The following is an 18,765-nucleotide window of genomic DNA, read 5'->3' as shown; positions in this document are numbered from 1 at the left end:
ATATTCTCTCAGGCTCTATCTCACGTTAAATTTGTAAGTTTATTATATCAAAGGAATTGCCCCTAGTGCATCCTAACGTATGATATAGTTGTTGTTGGAACAATAAGGTTGAAAAAGGTCGTACATAGTATTAGTTTGGTAACCAAACCATTGCTTTCCCGAAGAGATAATTAAACTGTTGAGGAGACGATGAGAATATGATTACTCAGAAGCAATTTGTTGATTTTTTTAAGCGAAATTGAACCAGTTCCACCACCAAAACTAATGCTAGTGATGCGCATACAAAAGTTAGAAAACATCTTTGCGAACACAGTACATTCAAAGATTATCACTTAGATACATTTCTATCAGGTTCCTATAAACGAAATACTGCAATTCGCCTAAGAAAAGTGAATGGTGTTTTTTAACGTTATGATGCAGATATTATCGTGGTTACTAATCATATGCTAACTTTATTGGGCTTGTTACAATTTTTTGGGTTACGATGGAGTAAACACCTATCACGAATAAACACATACTATAATTTGTTCATCGTGATTACGACGAAAACTTATAATAATTATGGCGAAAACTTTGCGTAGTCCCAATACAGCAGCTAATTTAGCGGTCCGTTTTCCTTATAAAGTAGTCTCATTTCTGAATTTACGATAATCTTTAGGTGTCCGGTTATAAAGTTTTTTAAAAGACTGGATGAAGTTGTTTACATGGTTAAAACCGACTCTCTCAGCTATCTCGGTAACTGTATAATCTGTAGAAATTAATAACTCCATGCCTTTCTTGATCCGGTATTTAATTAAGTAGTCATAAGGTGTCAAATGAATGGTTTTCTTGAAGCTCCGATTGCACTCCGAAACACTCAAGTGGACCACATCTGCAATTTCTTGCAGCGTTATATTAGCGGAGTAATGCTGATGAATGAAACTAAGCATTAATTGAAGCCGTTCTTGTTGCAGCTTTACGTATTTCGGTGCTTCCTCAGAAGCCAGTGAAATATGTGATATGATGATTAGCCATAATTGTACCGTTTGGATCGAAACCTCATACTCCCAACCCCATTTTTTCTCCACATCAAATCTTTTTTTTAAATCCCAAAGCATGTCTAATACATCCTTCTGCCATTCAACATCTTCCTTGAAGGTTAACGATACTAGTGAAGAGTTTGTATAAGGTAATACATAATTTTTCTCCATCGCACTGTCTGCATAGAACGCCAATAGCCTCTCTGGAAAATTAAAACTCACATACTGACCGTTATGTGTCAGGTGTGTCGTAACATGAAGGGCACCTTTGTTAATTAAAATCGCTTGTCCTGTTTCTAATTCATAGTCCATACCATTCACTCTGATAATCAGTTTTCCATGGGTAACCAGAGTAATCTGAAGTTCTTCGTGCCAATGTAAGTCGTTAAATCCTCGTCCCTCAGGAACCATTGTTGAAGAAGTAGCTGTATACATAATGTATGGAAATGAAGCATCCGGGAAGAAGATGGTCTCGTGAAGCTGCTTTGACATTCAACGTCGTCCTTTCTGATATGGATGATTTTTATATATAATATAGCAATATTATTACACAAAACAAATAAAAATGATGATATTATTATATCCAATCTTTGTTTTATCACCACAATCCTGTGCACAGACTGGGGTACAACATCTTGGAGGATTCAATGTGAAAAAAAATAAATCACTATCACTATCACATCCGTATATTTTACTTTTCATCAGTATATTGTCCATATCGATCTCGTCAATCATGATAAAGTCCTCTGATACGCCAACTTCTGTAGCCGGGATGTACAGATTGTTTATATCGGTGATCCTTATGCTTCCTTTTGTTCCTTGGAAAAAACTGCGTCTCATGGAGATGGGTAAGAAGGATTGGACTAGCGTTCTTTTGGCCGGTTTGTTTCTAGGGTTATATTTCTTGTCCTGGATGGAGTCATTAGTGTATACATCTGTTGCAAGCTCCATGGTCATTTTATCGTTGCAGCCTTTATTTGTCATGATTGGTTCATACTTCTTATTCAAAGAGAGGGTTACCGTAGTAACAATTCTTTGTTTGATCGCTGCTTTATCAGGAACAATCATTATAGCGTGTGGAGACATTGGAGTATCAAGGGAAGCGTTAATAGGAGATGGATTATCTTTATTAGGAACGCTTCTGGTTTCGGCATATATGCTGGCAGGACAAAAGGTGAGTCATAAAATAGATGCAAACATCTACAGTGTTATTGTTTTTTTCCTTGGGGGCTGCGTGATGCTGGTTTACAATTTGTTAAACCATACCTCTTTAATGGAATATAACTCTTCAGATTGGATCTACTTCTTTTTACTTGCGTTGATTCCTACTATTTTTGGACAATATCTTATTAATCTGCTGTTGAAATCTTTGGGCGCGACTACGGTCTCTGTAGGTATCATCGGAGAGCCTATTCTTGCTATAATTCTTGCCTATGCATTCTTGGGAGAATCCATTTCTGGCTTTCAGTTCATAGGTGGAATGATGACTATACTAGGTATGGGGGGGTATTTTCGGGCAAAATCATGGAGCTATACCGTTGCTAATGATCAAAAGTAATTGGTTAGTAATGAACTGGGCAGTCAAATCTAAAAGTAAAAGAGGAGAATGTTTACATGGCAACTATTGATGATTTATTGAAACTGGATATTCGTGTTGGAACAATTACACACGCTACATTTTTTACAGAGGCAAAAGTACCTGCAATTAAACTTGAGATATATTTCGGACCAGAGATCGGAATCAAAAAATCTAGTGCACAAATTACTAAAAGATATGTGGCCGAAGATATCGTAGGGAAACAAGTCGTCGGGGTAGTGAACTTTCCTCCGCGTCGTATAGCCGGATTTAACTCCGAGGTACTGGTGCTAGGTGGAATTCCTGAGAAGGGGGATGTCGTGCTATTAACCCCAGATATTGAGGTCCCTAATGGAACATCAATCGGATAATAAATAGTTTGCTGTTTGGTCAGTTTAAATATATATTTCTTCAGAGGTCAGCCATGGAAGATAAAATATCCTCCTGGCTGACGCTGTTTTATTCTAATTTCGTTAACTTATTAATTAGTTCGCAGCCATGCCATTTCTTAAAGGTATCCAAGAGTAAGTTTAGATATAGTTATTTTGTCTTTCTTTATAGTTATTTAAGGATAACGATTATTCCTTTAAAATAGATACATACAAAAGATGCCTGATATCGGCGACATATGAAAAATTTTCGCCAAGTATTGTTAGAGGCTCTTAGCAACGTTTAAATAAAAGGATCAGAAGCTTCGTTGTAAATAGAGATCCTGTGGAGGAGATAGCATATGGAGAGGGTTATGAATCCTTTTTTACCGTTAAATGAATATATCCCGGATGTAGAGCCCCACGTTTTTAATGACAGGGTCTATGTGTATGGTTCCCATGACAGAGAAGGAGGAACTACGTTTTGTGAACTGGATTATGTAGTGTATTCTGCCGATGTGAAAGACCTGACGGATTGGACATACGAAGGAACGATTTATAGTGCCTCGCAGGACCCGCATTCAACAGAGGTTGTAAAGGGTGGAGGAGAACGAAAGTACTTATACGCACCAGATGTGGTGCAAGGAAACGATGGAAGATACTATTTGTACTACTGTTTAGCAGCGCACTCGGGTAAAGGAGGATTCAATGGGCCGATTTCTGTCGCCGTCTGCGATACTCCTGCTGGAAAATATGAATACTATGGAGATGTTAAATACCCGGATGGCAGTCTCATGCTTCGCTTTATTCCATTTGACCCGGCGGTCATCAATGACGAAGGAAAAATCTATCTTTACTACGGGTGGGCGCTTCCAGTAGAGCCGACGAATAGCAAACTGGTAAAAGGCATTTATAATAAAGTTATGCAAGGAATGCTCCATAGAACCATGGATGAAATTAAATCAGAGGCGCAGGGCATCATGGGGGCCAATGTGGTAGAACTTGAGGCAGATATGCTAACTGTTAAAAGTGAGCCCAAACGAATTATACCTTGTGAGATGGAAGCCAAAAATACGGATTTTGAAGGACATGCTTTTTTTGAGGCAAGTTCTATACGAAGGATTGGATCAACATATTACTTTATCTATTCTTCTTTTGTAAATCATGAACTCTGCTATGCTACAAGTATTTATCCCGACAGGGACTTTCAATATGGTGGAGTCATTATTTCCAATGGAGACATTGGGATGAATGGCAGAAATCCTAGAGATCGACTTGCAATCACGGGAAATAACCATGGAAGCATCGAATGTATCGATGGTAACTGGTATATTTTTTATCACAGACATACACATATGAGTTCTAATTCCAGACAGGTATGTGCAGAACGAATCAACATTCTGAACGATGGTTCCATTCCACAGGTTGAAATGACTTCGTGTGCCCTGAACGGAGGACCATTGGAAGCATCAGGGGAGTATCCAGCTGTTATTGCCTGTAACTTGACAGATGGACGAATGCCTCACTTGACTAATGGAAGCAGTAAAAAGATAAAACCACACATTACACATCGGGTTGATGAACGCTTCATTACTAATATTAGCAATAGAACGCTTATCGGTTATAAATATTTTAATTTTCAAGGTACAACAAGACTCACTGTAAAGACAAGAGGCCAGGGAAGTGGAACACTGATTATCTCGGATGAGCCGGGAAAAAAACGTGCTGCAATCAAAGTCGATGCATCGGATACTTGGACATTAAGTAGTGTGCTTATAGAACTAAAGGGGACGCATGCTTTGTATTTAACATATTCTGGGAATAAAAGCATTGAGTTTCTAAGTTTTTCGTTTGAAAAGTCAGAGGGGTAATGTGACTCTTGTTAGAGCCAGCCAATAAGCTGGCTCTTCTCTATGTAATTTAAGGATACCGTCAATACTGATGGGTACTCTGTCATTACGTTTATCTGGTGCGGAATTCCTGTGGAGTACAACCATAGTGCTTTTTAAAGATTTTAATGAAATGCGGAGGAGCCAAAAATCCGAGCTCCTTGCTGACATCTGCAATTTTCAAGTCGGTGTTTAACAGGAGATATGAAGCGCGCTTCATACGTAAATGATACAAATAATCTCCTATGGTTTCTCCGGTAACTGTTTTATATACCTTGGAAAGATACACTGGATGAAGGCCAACATGTTCTGCGATCATCTGCAGTGAGATTCCCTCAGCAAGATACTCCTGAATATACGTCCTGACATTTGAAGTAATTTGCTCATGGGCATTCTTCAATTGATGAGAGGTCTTTTTCCTACGCAGATCAATCATTTTCTCTGCCCATATATATATTCGTTGGCTGGATAATTGGCTTTTCTTTCTGATTAGAACATCAAACTCTTCGCCAAGAAGCTCCTCAACCGTTGCTTCCTGTGACTTAAAGGATATGGAAAACGTAGAAGACAGATAGAGCAGAACCATAAATAATTGATCATGCGAAAGCTCTCTTCTGGCATCATTCAAAAATAATATTCTGGCAATTTTGCTGACCGCCTCGTCAAAGTTCCCCGATTCCAGCAGATTGGGCAACAAAGGGGGCTCGTGCAGATTAATCAAATTTTGTTGTTCATGAGATTCGGTGTCTTTTTTGTCTAAAGTAATGAAATAACTTTTGTTTTCGCCAACATTGCGGTTGATGGCAGACACGGAAGCCATGTACAGCTCTGATAAGGATTCAGGAAAGGCATGCTCTTTACTCAAACATATCGATACAGCGCCCTTCAGGAACTTTTGTACATTATTTTGCAGTCTGATCGCATAGGAATCTACCGAGTCGAGTACGTTACGGTCATTATTTTTTATTAGGAACACAAGGTAACCCTGATCCGTAATGCAGTGCCATAATTTAAAAGGATTCTGAAATACCTCTTCCGTTATATTGGAGACGGCGTACTCTAACAGCGATAAAGATCGGAGATCATAGCCGGAGAATTCTTCCTCCATTCGAATGACCATCATCTTGAATGGATCGGCCGATCTAAACGGGAGATTCAGCATACCCAGCCGCTCTGCAAGAATGTGATCGCTCATGGCTTTGTTCTGAAGAAGATCATTGAGAAGCTGGTTCCGAAGCAATGGCAAATTGGCGTGAAGGGCATGCTGTATTTGTTGAAAAGAGCTGATTTCTTCCCATTCTTGCTCGATATCTTGTATCGCAGCCGTTACGGAATGAATCAATTCATCGGTATCAATCGGCTTGAGAAGATAGTTCGCTGCCTGATACTGGACTGCTTTTTGGGCATATTCAAATTCATCGTGACCCGATAAAATAATACAACGTATTTTATGAGAAAACTTTCTAATCTCCAAAATCAGTTCAAGACCATCCATCTCAGGCATACGAATATCGGTAATCATAATATCAATCGCGTGTTTGGACGCAATGTCCAAAGCTTCAGCGGCAGAATATGCTCTGTGTACTTCCTGGATGCTGTGTTCTTCCCAGGGGATGGTCAATGCCAGGCTATCAACTACTGATTTCTCGTCATCCACAATTAATAAATCGTACATAGTTTTTCCCCCTCTCACAACAAAGTTGACTGTACCACTTATTGTAGAGTGGAGGTGGACTCATTTCAATGGATGAGCACTCCAATCACCTCCGATCTTAAGATAACGATACTCATCTTTAGATATCCTTATCATTCAGATTGCGTTATGCAACATTAAGAAAGAGATATTTCAATCATTTTTTCTTTCCCGTAGTATAGACATGAAAGCTTAAACGCGCGGTGGGACATACAAGGATCTGCTGTTCATGAGGAGACCCTGCCGGGAGATGAAGGAGTGTATAGAAGATGAATCGTGACATCAAACAACTGGTAAAGCAATTAACCTTGACTGAAAAAGCCGAGCTATGCTCAGGAAGTACGTTCTGGACTACACAAGCTGTAGAAAGGTTAGGAATTCCTTCGATCATGATGACAGATGGTCCTCATGGATTGCGTAAGCAAGCAGGCGAGTCAGATCATCTGGGTTTGAACGATAGTGTTCCTTCAACCTGTTTTCCTTCAGCCGTTGGCCTGGCCAGTTCATGGAACCGTGACCTTGTTCAACTTGTAGGAGCGACGATCGGAAAAGAAGCACAGGCAGAAAATGTAGCCATTCTGCTCGGCCCAGGGGCAAATATCAAGCGTTCCCCACTTTGCGGACGCAACTTCGAATATTTCTCCGAAGACCCCTATCTGACTGGAGAACTGGCCGCTGCTCATATCACAGGTGTTCAGAGTCAGGGAGTCGGAACGTCTCTGAAGCACTTTGCAGTAAACAACCAGGAGCATCGCCGCATGACGACAGATGCCATTTTGGATGAACGGACATTAAGAGAAATCTATTTGACCGGATTCGAGAAAGCAGTCAAACAATCACAGCCATGGACGGTTATGTCTTCATATAATAAGGTCAATGGAACGTATGCTTCCCAGCATGAGTACTTACTCACTACTATCCTGAAGGAAGAATGGGGTCATGAAGGTTTTGTTGTCACCGATTGGTCTGCGGTGAGTGAAATTGCACCAAGTATTGCAGCAGGTCTGGGGCTTGAGATGCCATCATCCAACGGAGAAGGACCAAAACAGATTGTAGAAGCGGTAAACCGCGGGGAGCTGACTGAAGAGCAATTGGACCGTGCGGTGGAGAGACTTTTAGCTGTCATTTTCAAAACGGTTGATAACAGCCGTCCCGATACCACTTACGACCAGGAACAACATCATCAGATTGCCAGAAAAGCAGCAAGTGAAACGATGGTTCTATTAAAAAATGAACATCAAATTCTCCCGCTAAAAAAACAAGGCAACATTGCTGTCATCGGAGAGTTAGCGGACAAAGTTAGATATCAAGGCGGGGGCAGTTCCCATATCAAACCAACCAAGCTGGATAGTGCCTTTGAACAGATGGTCCAGCTAGCTGGATCTGACGCAACAATAACATATAAGTCAGGTTACAACCTCAACTCTGATGAGAGTGCTCCGACTTTGGTAGCCGAAGCAGTTGAATCCGCAAGAGCAGCTGATGTCGCCGTGTTGTTCATTGGTCTGCCAGACCGCTATGAGTCCGAGGGATATGATCGAGAACATCTGGATATTCCGGTGAACCAGCAGGAACTTATAACAGCCGTTGCTGCTGTCCAGCCTAACGTGGTGGTTGTGCTCAGCAATGGCTCACCTATTGTTATGCCTTGGCTTAACAATGCAAAAGCTGTACTTGAAGCGTACCTGGGTGGACAGGCTGCAGGAGGAGCAATCGCTGATCTGTTATTCGGAGAAGTTAATCCCAGTGGGAAGCTCGCAGAGACTTTCCCGCAATCCTTAAAGCATAATCCATCTTCGCTGTTCTTCCCTGGTGATGGGGATCGGGTCGAATATAGAGAAGGCATTTATGTGGGTTATCGCTATTATGACGGCAAAGATATTGAACCTTTATTCCCCTTCGGTTATGGTTTGAGCTATACTCAATTTGAGTATTCACAGCTGAACGCAAGCCAAACGGAATTCAAGGATACAGATATAATCACTGTTACGGTTAACGTGAAAAACATAGGGCAACGGTATGGTCAAGAAGTGGTACAACTATATGTTCATGATCGGCAGACAACCGTTAGCCGCCCTGAAAAAGAACTGAAAGGTTTCGCCAAGGTTTCTCTTGAGCCGGATGAAGAGAAGACTGTTACTTTTACTTTAGATAAACGAAGCTTTGCGTATTACAATATTGACTTGAAGGATTGGCATGTTGAGAGTGGTGAGTATGATCTCCTGATCGGTTCTTCATCTCGTCAAATCATCCTGCAAAAGACCGTTCATGTAGAATCGACTTCACCTGAAATCATTCCAGTCTACGACCGTAACACAGCCCTGGGAGAATTACTCTCTAATCCGAAAACCATGGCTGTACTGGGACAATTGCAGGGATTTGCTCCACAAGGTGATGAAAATGCCCATTCAGATGCAGTCTCTTCAGAGATGATTCAAGCATCCATGCGTTATATGCCACTGCGAGCTCTTATTCCTTTTACGGGGGGAGCACTTACAGAAGAGTTACTCTCACAGCTTCTTGCAGGCTTGAATGCAGCCGTGCGCCAGTAAAGAGTAGATGAACTAAAAAGCAGTAGACAAAGTGGAATCGTCCATAAGAATGACTTATGGGCGATTTTCTTATACTATTATTACATAGCAAGCTAATGATGTACGAAAGGGCATGCACTAAAGTACATATAACCCATAGACAATCCGTAATATAATGACTGGATGAGAGGTGATTCCATGAAACATATGTCCAACCACCCCGGCTTCCTTCAATCAAGTATGGATGAGGATTATGACAAGATTACGTCCTCCCGTCTTCCCATTATCATATGGACCGTACTGGTGACCATCGTCACTGTCGCGTTACAAACTATGTCTGTTCCCCTCCTGGTGCCCACCTTGTTTTTTATAATGATTATGGTCATTCACATGTATCTATACTGGCGTGTGAATGATATTATCAACCGTTCCAGAGCACTGTATCTAATGATCCAGGGAAGCCTTATTTTTGGGAGCTCGATCATCATGCCCGATGGGCTTCCCGTCATACTTATTGGCTTGATTCCTGTATTAATAGGGCAAAGCGTAGCTATTTTTTTTGAAACCAAAAAGGTGGTTTTTGTAGCTTTTGTGCTGTATCTTTTCTTTTGCCTGATCACCTTGTGGATCAAGAATGTACAGGATCTTGCATTGTTCATCCCGTTACTTATGCTTATGATTGTCGTTGTTATGGCGTATGCGCTCCTTTACTATCGTCAGGTTAATGCCAGGGTTCGTACGCAGACATTTCTGCGTGATCTGGAACTGACCCACCAGAAGGTGGAAGAGCTGACGCTGGCCAACGAGCGTCAACGAATGGCAAGGGATCTGCATGATACGTTGGCTCAGGGGCAAGCCGGACTAATTATGCAATTGGAAGCGATAGACGCATATCTGAGCCGAGGGAACATCGACCGAGCTCATGAGATTGTTCTGTCATCCATGGGACAGGCCAGACAGACACTGGGCGATGCGAGAAAAGCGATTGACGATCTAAGAACCCGAGCTACACCTGCCGTCAACTTTAACGAGGCGATTCATGATCAACTGCAACGCTTTAGATTAGCGACAGGAGTTGATGTCAATTGGGAATTTAACATAAAATCTGTTCTGTCCGGAGCTAAAATGGAGCATGTATTGCATATGTTGAGTGAAACACTGACCAACGTGGCACGTCATGCGCAGGCCAGTAGTGTATCCGTAAACATTTGGGATAATCATCAACAATTTCACATGGTTATTAAGGATAATGGAAGAGGTTTTAACATTGGAAAAATTGGTAAAGAGACAGGGCATTACGGCCTGATCGGTATTCATGAGCGTGCTAGGCTTATAGGCGGGCAAATTCATATTGAGAGCAACAATGAAGGTACTACAATAGAGCTGTCTGTACCTGTATAGTATGGGAGGGGAAATAATGAAGCATAAAGTTCTGATTGTAGATGATCATTGGGTTGTACGTGAAGGCATGAAATTAATCCTGGGGACCGATGACAACTACGATGTTGTCGGAGAAGCCGAGGAAGGAAACGCAGCGTTGGAACAGATGGAAGCGCTGAAACCAGACGTCATTCTGATGGATCTGAATATGCCCGGAGGATTGAGTGGACTGGATACTTTGAAGATCATGAACGAAAAAAACATACAGATTCCCGTAATTATTTTGACCACATATAATGAGGACGAACTTATGATCAATGGGCTGCGATTGGGAGCCAAAGGATATCTACTTAAGGATACAAGCAGAGAGAATTTATTCCGCACACTGGAGTCTGCTCTGCGTGGGGAGACACTGCTGCAGCCTGAAATAACCGCCAGAGTATTTGCATATCGGCACAAGCCCGCGGCAGAAGAGAAACCGAAAAACGCACTATCGTTGACTGAGAAGGAATTAATCATTCTTCAGGCAGTGGCCCGGGGCCTTCGCAGCAAAGACATTGCTTTTGATATGGGAATGGCAGAACGAACCGTTAAGGCACAGTTGACCAATATCTATAACAAACTGGGCGTAGATTCACGTTCGGAAGCTGTCGCTGTATCCGTGGAAAGGGGCATCTTACATTTGTAAATACATTTTATATTAATATATTATTTTCCATATCAATGGTCAGCGAATACTAAAAGCGCCCATTGGTGCTTCCCAAACGTACATCAAGGGCATGCCCTTATGTACGTTTTTTCTTGTTCAGTTTTAGATATGATGAAGTCACGAGGTTGTCCAACATCAAGATGGCCCAGATCTGTAGCAACGAAGGGAGACGTCAAAAGAATATGGCAAAATTATTATTTCGACTCGGTGAGTGGTCGGTAAGAAAAAGGAAAATGGTGATCGCAGGAGGATTGATGCTTTTACTGCTTGTGGCCGCCTTGGGTCTTGGCTTGGGAACGTCCTTTACAGGAGAGATGACCATTCCGGGAACCAAATCGGAACAGGCTGGAATCATATTGAATGAAGAATTTCCATCCTCCGGTGATGGTGGACAGATCAGGTTAGTGTTCAAGTCTGAAAAGGCAACACTGGAATCGGAATCGAACAAAAAATGGATTACAGAAGCATTAAAAGTGGTTCAATCGGATTCATCGGTAACATCTATCGTCAGTCCGTATGACGCCGGTACGTTAAGTGCAGACAAGAAGATTGGTTATGCTGATGTTACATACAGTCAGCCAGCCAATGAAGTAACAGAGAATTCCAAAGAACATGTTCTTGGTGTTGTAGAGAGACTGCAGGATCGTGGAATTCAAACGGAACTTGCAGGGAGTGTAGCTTTTTCTGAGCTTGAGATAGGAGGTACTTCTGAAGTCATCGGGGTTCTGATTGCGTTCATGATCCTTGCTTTCACATTCACATCGTTTCTCGCAGCAGGATTACCGATCCTAACCGCAGTTGTAGGACTCGGTATAGGAATGATGATTATCGTCATTGGCTCAAATGTAGTTTCTATGGCTTCATTCTCCATTACACTGGCTGTTATGCTGGCCTTGGCTGTAGGGATCGACTATGCTCTGTTCATCATGTCCAGATATCGTCAACAACTGGCAGCAGGATTTGAGCGAAATACAGCCATTGCTCAAGCCAATGCAACAGCAGGTAGCTCCGTTGTCTTTGCAGGAATAACCGTTATTATCGCCCTGGTTGGTCTGTCGGTCGTACAGATTCCATTCATAACCATGATGGGATTGGCGGCAGCTGTAAGTGTATTCGTAGCAGTATTAATTGCTGTCATTTTTGTTCCTGCCGTATTGGCAGTTGCAGGAGATCGAATTAGTCCGGCACGGGAGAACAAATGGCTGCGGAAATGGTCTGGTCCCAAAAAAGCAGAGGGAACAGAGAATCGTTGGGGCAAGATTGTAACACGCAAACCTTGGCTCACTGCCATCCTGTGTATCGTTTTATTGACGGTTTGTACTATCCCGTTCTTGCATATGCAACTCGGCCTACCAGATAGCGGTTTAAAATCCACGGATACAACAGAACGTCGAGGGTATGACCTGCTTGCGGAAGGCTTTGGAGAAGGATTTAATGGTCAACTGGTTGTAGTTGCTAGAACAGCAAAAACGGAAGATCCACAAGCGGATATTGCCAAAGCAACTTCATATATCAAAAATCTGCCTGATGTGGCAAGTGTCAATCCTTTAATTCCGAGTCCTTCCGGGAAGGCCGCAATCATTACGGTGTTACCGAAGACAGGCCCTCATGATATCAAAACGACCGAATTGGTCCAAACTATTCGTGCGGAAGCGGAACAGGTGATGAAAGATAATAATGTCGAAATTATGGTTACCGGGGGAACGGCAGTCAATATTGATATCTCCGAGAAACTTGACGAAGCATTGCCGAAATTTGCAATATTGATTGTAGGTCTCGCCTTCGTGTTGCTCATGCTGGTTTTTCGATCCATTCTGGTTCCAATCAAAGCCGTACTTGGATTCCTGTTCACCCTTGGATCAACCCTAGGCGTCATCGTTTTGGTCATTCAAGATGGCTATCTGGCAAATTTCTTTGGCATTCCCGAACCAGGGCCGGTACTGAGCTTCCTGCCAATTCTGGTTACAGGTATTCTCTTCGGACTTGCTATGGACTACGAAGTATTTTTGGTAAGCCGCATGAGAGAGGATTATAACCATACGGGAGATGCAGTGAAATCAATACGAAGTGGTATTACTCACAGTGGTCCTGTTGTAAGTGCCGCAGGTTTGATTATGATCGCCGTCTTTGCGAGCTTTATCTTTGCCGGAGATGCCATGATCAAATCCATGGGACTTGCACTTGCCTTTGGTATTTTGGTAGATGCATTCATCGTTCGGATGACGCTTGTCCCGGCGGTGATGACCCTGTTAGGGCGAAGCGCCTGGTATTTGCCGAAGTGGCTGGATCGAATTCTTCCTAATATTGATGTGGAGGGAGAATCCGTGATGAAGGATACTCATTCTATCGATACCTCCATTTCATCGAAAAAAGATGAAGAATCGGAAAGTTCAACTTTGATGAGTAAAGAGAAATCAGGTTAGGGGGAGGCGTAGCATGTCGAAAGTACGCATTTTTGCAGATAGTATCTCGGATGTCCCACAGGATTGGATGGACCAATATAATATCGGAATTGTACCTTTATATATTGTTTTTCAGGACACGTCCTATGTTGATCGAAAAGAAATCAATGCAAAAGACATGTACAATTTGGTTGAGATATACGACCAATTGCCGAAGACAGCTGCACCTCCGCCTGCAGATTTCATTCAAGTGTTCCGTCCGGTCATCGAGAACGGAGAGGATATACTGTTTATCAGTATGTCCTCTCATCTATCATCGACGTATCAGAACGCCATGGTGGCGGCAAGAGAGTTCCCCGCAGGGCGGGTAACGGTTGTAGATTCACTGAATGTATCCGCCGGGACAGCCATGAATGTACTTTTAGCAGCGGAAATGGCTTCAGAAGGAAAAAGTGCCCTTGCGATCGCCGAATGGCTTGAGACAGCGCGGCATGAAATCCAGTTAAATGTGCTCGTTGATAATCTCGATTATCTTCACAAGGGAGGCAGGGTTAGCAGCATTCAACATATGCTAGGAAGTATGCTTCGAATTCGTCCCATTTTATATGTTAGACATGGAAAGGTGCTTTCCGGAGTGAAATACAGGGGAAGCAAGGAGAGAATTGTTAAGAAACTTTTACAGGATATTTTGAGCCATATCCATCGCATTGATCACGACCAGATTATTATTGCCCAGACACTGGAAGAGGAAACTGCGGAGTGGATACGCAACATGATTCTAGAAGAGACCTCTGTTCGCAATGTACACATCATCGAAGGCGGCTGCTCCATATGCTCTCACAGTGGTCCTCATAGTCTGGCAATCAGTTTTATCCTGAAGTCGGAGCCTCTTGTTCAGGCTCTCAAATGATCAAGGAACAGTTTTTTTAGGATATTGAACTGCTGCACTTCATTTACTTGGGTCTGGAATGCATCAATACCGTTCAACATCGCCATCTTTTTGGAAAAGTTTCCAAACACATTAATCATGGTATTAATGGTTTCACGAGTATTGCCATCCGTCCGCAAGGACCCGTCCTGTTCACCAAGTTCCGCAAGCTCGGTAAACAGGGTAATCAGTTTATTATAATTGGCCTGATAGATTTCCATATCATCCAGAGGAAGCTTCGACATGGAGACGTAACATTCGAATGCCTCAATTAATTTCGAGTTCCGTTGATGTTCCGCCTGTTGGAAGAAAATAAGTGTATCAAAGATTCTTTCCAGCTTGTCATAACAGGTTCCTTGATCGTATAAAATGCCCTCGAACACTTCGATCTCGGATTGAACAATTTCGGAAGCGACCGCAACAATTAACTGTTCTTTTTTGGGGAAATAACGGAATATGGTAGCGACGCCCAAGCTCGCCTCAGCGGCGATCTCCTGCATCGTTGCTTGTTCGAAACCTTTATTAAAAAAAACGATTTGAGCTGCTTCAATAATACTTGTGCGCCGCTTCAATTTTAGATCGCTGCGCTCGTTTTCAAGCCTTTGCCGGGGTTCTATTGGAAAAACCTCCTTGTTCGATTTAACTCAGACTATGCTAACAAACATGACACTTTTCTGTCAATTAAAAATCAATAATGCCTCATACATCAAAATTCAAGTGATGTATGAGGCATTTTGTATAGACTTTATTATTCAAGTTCTCGATCATTTGTGGGAAGGGACCAGTGAATTCTCACCCGCATACCGCCGAGTGGACTTTGATCCAATTGGATACCTGAATGAACAGGATCATGAATACGCAGACGTTCAGTGATGTTCCACAGGGCACAACCTATGGTATCTACAGGAGGTTCGGCAAGTCTAACCATAAGGGAGTTGATCTCGTCAAGTGTCATCCCTTTTCCATCATCTTCAACAGTAAGAAGGATACCTCGTTCGGTCCGTTCTACCTTAACCTGTATATAACCTGAATCACGCTTCATTTCAATTCCGTGGATAATACTGTTTTCCACCAGAGGCTGGACAAGCAGCTTTGGAATTGGAATAGAACTGAGATCATCGGGCAGGTCAATATGATAGGAGAGTCGTTCCATACGCAGACATTGAATTTCAAGATAATTCCGGACGATACCCAGTTCTTTTTCCAAACGGGTCATCGGTTCATTCAGGCGGGTCGTATATCTGAAATACTCCGCAAGATTCTGGGTCATGGCCGTAACGGCTTCCTCGTTGCCAAGTCGCGTCATGTTATTGATGAAAAACAGGCAATTATAAAGGAAATGCGGATTGATTTGAGCCTGCAACTGCTTGAGCACAGCTTCTCGTGCTATGATTTTTTCTTTATATACTTTCTCGATCAAGTCTTCGATCTGTTCGGCCATGTCATTGAACTGTCCATACAAATAATCAAATTCATTGCCGCTCTGCCTCTTAATCCGATAAGAGAATTCAGCATGCTTCAGCAGTCGAACTCCCTTCAGAAGAACCAGTATAGGAATCTGAACTTTCCGAAAGAGAACAATGATAATTGTCAACCCTGCCATAAATAGCATTACACAGGCGGAGTAGAACCAGATTTGGCTGGTTTTAATGGGTTGCAACACCTTATCCAGAGGCATAAAGTCAATAAGATACCATTCAAGTTGTTGCGAATACACATAGTTGACGATATAGTCAGAACCGTTAACGGAGACTGTCTCGGTACCGGAAGCAGGCTTAAGATTAGTGACGACTTGGTCTAAAATAAGGGAGGTCAAGGGATTCGCGTTTTTGCGAGTAATGGATCCCTGATTCGGATGATAGAATACGGCCTCATTCTCTCCCTGATGTGAGTTTTCTACAAGTTCCTCCAGATTGCCCCGAGGGAACTCCATTCGCATAATTAGCTCGGAATTCGTCTTGTATTTATAAAATGCCCCTGAAACAGGATCGATTTTCCACCCTGACTGTGGTGAATCATTCTCAGGAGACCGCATCTGATTTTCCGAAGATACAATCCATTGATTGAGGAGGATGGAGTAGATGGATATTTTGTTACTCCATCCTTCGGAAAGACTTTGAAGTTTCACTCTGGCCTCAACATTCTGAATGAGCTGAACCTGTTCAAATGCACTCATGACGTCGATGGATCGAAGGAGAGCAATCGTATTATCCGTTTCCAGTGTAATGGCAAGCATATTTAACCGATCTATGTTCTGGTCGAGTGTATTTACTACAAATTGAACCCGATTAAGATTGTTGGCCTCAATATCTTTTTTGACTGTATCCAAGCTGGACTGGACAGAGAAAGTGTACATGATTAATACTGCTGCAAGCATAATCAAAGTAATTGCCACCATGTTCAGGAATGTTCTGTACTTCTGCTTCACACCGTTATTCCCCCTGCCAATGATGTAAATATATCTCATTGTAGGGCGACTAAAGGAGAAACACAAGTGAAACAAAGAGTAATAGAAGCGTAAGTTAAGATAGAATTATGGAATGTTGAAATAGCGTTATTTCGATCCCATAGTTGTCACGATATGATTAAGATGAAATAGATGAAGGAGAATTTTAAATATGAGCTGGAGGAAAAAATCCCTGCTTCTGTCCGTCCTTTGTTTGGCTCTATTGACGGCATGTGATGAAACAACTCCTCAACAGGAATCTGTTAAACATGAAGTCGTCCTAACCACCGTGAAGATGGATGAACCAACCACCGTATACAAAAACAGCGAAACGGCGTCCGATAACGTACATATACGTTGGGCCAAGAAGACATTGGGGGTGGATATTCGCACACAATGGAGTGCTCCGGTGGAGGATTACGATATGAAGCTTAGATTAATGTTGTCTTCCGATGACCCACTTCCTGATGTATTTTCATCTAAAGTCATGGATACGACGAATCAGTTCCTGACTTCAGGAAAGGTATTGGATGCGGGAGAAGCCTTTGATCAATACGCCTCTCCCACCTGGAAAGCGGCTATGGCAGAAGTTCCTGAAGCCTGGCAACCGTTCATTGAAAATGGTAAAAGAATGGCGATCCCCATTATTACTGAACAAGCTTCACAAGCTGTACTATGGATCCGTAAAGATTGGCTGGATAAACTGGGACTTGAAGCCCCGCGTAATCTGGATGAACTCGAACAAATCATGAAAGCCTTTACTTATGACGATCCGGATGGGAATGGGATAAAAGATACGTACGGCATTGATTTTGCCATCAAGGATCAGTATCTGGCTTCCCCAACAGGAGATATCTCATGGGTATTCGGGGCTTATGGAGCCCTTCCTGAAATATGGGGAAAAGATGAAAAGGGGCAGTTGATGTACGGTAGCATTCAACCGGAGATCAAAAAAGCACTGTTGAGACTGAGATCATGGCAAAGCAAAGGATATATGGGAAACAACGTTGCATTACAAGATTTCAGTCAAGTTAACGAAAACGTAATTGCCGGCAAGGTCGGAATTGTTGCAGGACCACGATGGTTTGCTGACTATCCGGTGAAGCAGCTCATAGCTAGAGATTCTCAAGCAGAATTTATTCCTAATCCGATACCAACGGGTCCTGATGGAACAGCAGGGAGACTGGCGGGCAATTCTTACAGTGCTGCTCTCCTTATTAGCAAAGACATTTCTGAAGAAGCGTTACAGGCTTTTTTTAAATACCAGAACTATTTATATGAAGCAACTGTAACCGATGATCCGTTCTTTCTTAGCGCCTATCAAAACGGGTATGACTATGTTCTGAAACAGGATGGATCTATTAACAGTGAGAGCAGTACAATTCCAGGAGGAAAAGTAAATACCTCCAAATATACATTGTTTAGCCAATATGCAAGCTATCCTTCACGATTTAAAGACGTCATTCTAAAACTAGGTAAAGGTAAACAACTGAATGCTTATGATCGAGCCGCCTTTTTCAGTATGGGGGTAGACCCGAACAACCCGGATGAGTTGCCGGTTACACAGGCAGACGTTGTTGAGGCGACTCAGGAAAAAATAGACCAACGAAACCTGTTTCAAGGACCGGCGACGAAAATAATGCGATCAAGGAACACCTATCTGCAAAAGATGGAGTTGGATACCTTTAATTCTATTATTTATGGCGAGCAGCCTATAGAGGCTTTTGATGATTTTGTTAAGAAATGGCTCAAATCCGGCGGGAAACAAATGACGGACGAAGTGAACGAGTGGTACAGGTCAATCCAATCTCAATAATGCAGAAC

Annotated in this window: 13 protein-coding genes and 1 pseudogene; 10 read left to right on the top strand and 4 right to left on the bottom strand. The window is 42.4% G+C overall.

Annotation, left to right across the window (positions count from 1 at the left end):
• Positions 1–257 precede the first annotated feature (257 nt).
• A pseudogene (locus AC4PM4_RS04465) lies at positions 258–407 on the top strand (SMODS domain-containing nucleotidyltransferase); the annotation flags it as partial.
• Positions 408–617: 210 nt separating this feature from the next.
• On the opposite strand, the gene AC4PM4_RS04460 reads toward AC4PM4_RS04465, so the two are convergent.
• Entirely contained in the window at positions 618–1,511 is an 894-nt protein-coding gene (locus AC4PM4_RS04460; protein WP_079697509.1) for an AraC family transcriptional regulator, read from the bottom strand.
• Between the two features lie 157 nt (positions 1,512–1,668).
• On the opposite strand from AC4PM4_RS04460, the gene AC4PM4_RS04455 reads away from it, so the two are divergent.
• From AC4PM4_RS04455 to AC4PM4_RS04445, 3 genes are all read left to right on the top strand, one after another.
• On the top strand, positions 1,669–2,577 hold the full coding sequence (locus AC4PM4_RS04455; protein ID WP_079697508.1) for a DMT family transporter: 909 nt from the start codon (positions 1,669–1,671) through the stop codon (positions 2,575–2,577).
• A gap of 56 nt (positions 2,578–2,633) precedes the next feature.
• On the top strand, positions 2,634–2,966 hold the full coding sequence (gene csaA, locus AC4PM4_RS04450) for a chaperone CsaA (protein ID WP_079697507.1): 333 nt from the start codon (positions 2,634–2,636) through the stop codon (positions 2,964–2,966).
• Positions 2,967–3,325: 359 nt separating this feature from the next.
• A complete protein-coding gene (locus AC4PM4_RS04445) occupies positions 3,326–4,834 on the top strand; it encodes a family 43 glycosylhydrolase (protein WP_491612851.1) in 1,509 nt (502 codons plus the stop codon).
• A gap of 91 nt (positions 4,835–4,925) precedes the next feature.
• Here the strand turns inward: AC4PM4_RS04445 and AC4PM4_RS04440 are convergent, their stop codons facing one another.
• Positions 4,926–6,527: a response regulator transcription factor gene (locus AC4PM4_RS04440; protein WP_079697505.1), complete on the bottom strand. Its 1,602-nt coding sequence runs from the start codon at positions 6,525–6,527 to the stop codon at positions 4,926–4,928.
• A gap of 287 nt (positions 6,528–6,814) precedes the next feature.
• On the opposite strand from AC4PM4_RS04440, the gene AC4PM4_RS04435 reads away from it, so the two are divergent.
• The 5 genes from AC4PM4_RS04435 to AC4PM4_RS04415 all read left to right on the top strand — a co-directional run bounded on the left by AC4PM4_RS04435 (position 6,815) and on the right by AC4PM4_RS04415 (position 14,477).
• A complete protein-coding gene (locus AC4PM4_RS04435; protein WP_079697504.1) occupies positions 6,815–9,097 on the top strand; it encodes a beta-glucosidase family protein in 2,283 nt (760 codons plus the stop codon).
• 177 nt (positions 9,098–9,274) lie between these two features.
• Positions 9,275–10,477: a sensor histidine kinase gene (locus tag AC4PM4_RS04430; RefSeq protein WP_079697503.1), complete on the top strand. Its 1,203-nt coding sequence runs from the start codon at positions 9,275–9,277 to the stop codon at positions 10,475–10,477.
• A gap of 16 nt (positions 10,478–10,493) precedes the next feature.
• The gene (locus tag AC4PM4_RS04425) at positions 10,494–11,144 is read left to right on the top strand and encodes a response regulator (RefSeq protein ID WP_079697502.1); all 651 of its coding nucleotides are present in this window, start codon (positions 10,494–10,496) and stop codon (positions 11,142–11,144) included.
• 203 nt (positions 11,145–11,347) lie between these two features.
• A complete protein-coding gene (locus AC4PM4_RS04420; protein WP_083584599.1) occupies positions 11,348–13,588 on the top strand; it encodes an MMPL family transporter in 2,241 nt (746 codons plus the stop codon).
• 13 nt (positions 13,589–13,601) lie between these two features.
• Entirely contained in the window at positions 13,602–14,477 is an 876-nt protein-coding gene (locus tag AC4PM4_RS04415) for a DegV family protein (protein ID WP_079697500.1), read from the top strand.
• On the opposite strand, the gene AC4PM4_RS04410 is transcribed toward AC4PM4_RS04415, so the two are convergent.
• Positions 14,462–15,067, bottom strand: coding sequence for a TetR/AcrR family transcriptional regulator (locus AC4PM4_RS04410; protein WP_491612850.1), 606 nt, complete (start codon positions 15,065–15,067; stop codon positions 14,462–14,464). The genes AC4PM4_RS04415 and AC4PM4_RS04410 overlap by 16 nt on opposite strands.
• 176 nt (positions 15,068–15,243) lie before the next feature.
• Positions 15,244–16,923 (bottom strand): sensor histidine kinase, encoded by a 1,680-nt coding sequence (locus AC4PM4_RS04405; protein WP_491612849.1) that lies wholly within the window; start codon positions 16,921–16,923, stop codon positions 15,244–15,246.
• 190 nt (positions 16,924–17,113) lie between these two features.
• Here AC4PM4_RS04405 and AC4PM4_RS04400 point away from each other — a divergent pair, with 190 nt between their 5' ends.
• Positions 17,114–18,757: a type 2 periplasmic-binding domain-containing protein gene (locus tag AC4PM4_RS04400; protein ID WP_491612848.1), complete on the top strand. Its 1,644-nt coding sequence runs from the start codon at positions 17,114–17,116 to the stop codon at positions 18,755–18,757.
• Positions 18,758–18,765: the final 8 nt, after the last annotated feature.

The sequence above is a fragment of the Paenibacillus sp. MDV22-iso6 genome (assembly GCF_058408365.1).
This window is presented reverse-complemented; position numbering and strand designations above follow the sequence as displayed.

What these genes read in the sequence shown, in the direction of transcription:
- AC4PM4_RS04440 (WP_079697505.1), bottom strand. Translation starts at nt 6,527, where the DNA reads ATGTACGATTTATTAATTGTGGATGACGAGAAATCAGTAGTTGATAGC.
- AC4PM4_RS04425 (WP_079697502.1), top strand. Translation starts at nt 10,494, where the DNA reads ATGAAGCATAAAGTTCTGATTGTAGATGATCATTGGGTTGTACGTGAA.
- AC4PM4_RS04430 (WP_079697503.1), top strand. Translation starts at nt 9,275, where the DNA reads ATGAAACATATGTCCAACCACCCCGGCTTCCTTCAATCAAGTATGGAT.
- AC4PM4_RS04400 (WP_491612848.1), top strand. Translation starts at nt 17,114, where the DNA reads ATGAGCTGGAGGAAAAAATCCCTGCTTCTGTCCGTCCTTTGTTTGGCT.
- csaA (WP_079697507.1), top strand. Translation starts at nt 2,634, where the DNA reads ATGGCAACTATTGATGATTTATTGAAACTGGATATTCGTGTTGGAACA.
- AC4PM4_RS04460 (WP_079697509.1), bottom strand. Translation starts at nt 1,511, where the DNA reads ATGTCAAAGCAGCTTCACGAGACCATCTTCTTCCCGGATGCTTCATTT.
- AC4PM4_RS04435 (WP_079697504.1), top strand. Translation starts at nt 6,815, where the DNA reads ATGAATCGTGACATCAAACAACTGGTAAAGCAATTAACCTTGACTGAA.
- AC4PM4_RS04445 (WP_491612851.1), top strand. Translation starts at nt 3,326, where the DNA reads ATGGAGAGGGTTATGAATCCTTTTTTACCGTTAAATGAATATATCCCG.
- AC4PM4_RS04415 (WP_079697500.1), top strand. Translation starts at nt 13,602, where the DNA reads ATGTCGAAAGTACGCATTTTTGCAGATAGTATCTCGGATGTCCCACAG.
- AC4PM4_RS04420 (WP_083584599.1), top strand. Translation starts at nt 11,348, where the DNA reads ATGGCAAAATTATTATTTCGACTCGGTGAGTGGTCGGTAAGAAAAAGG.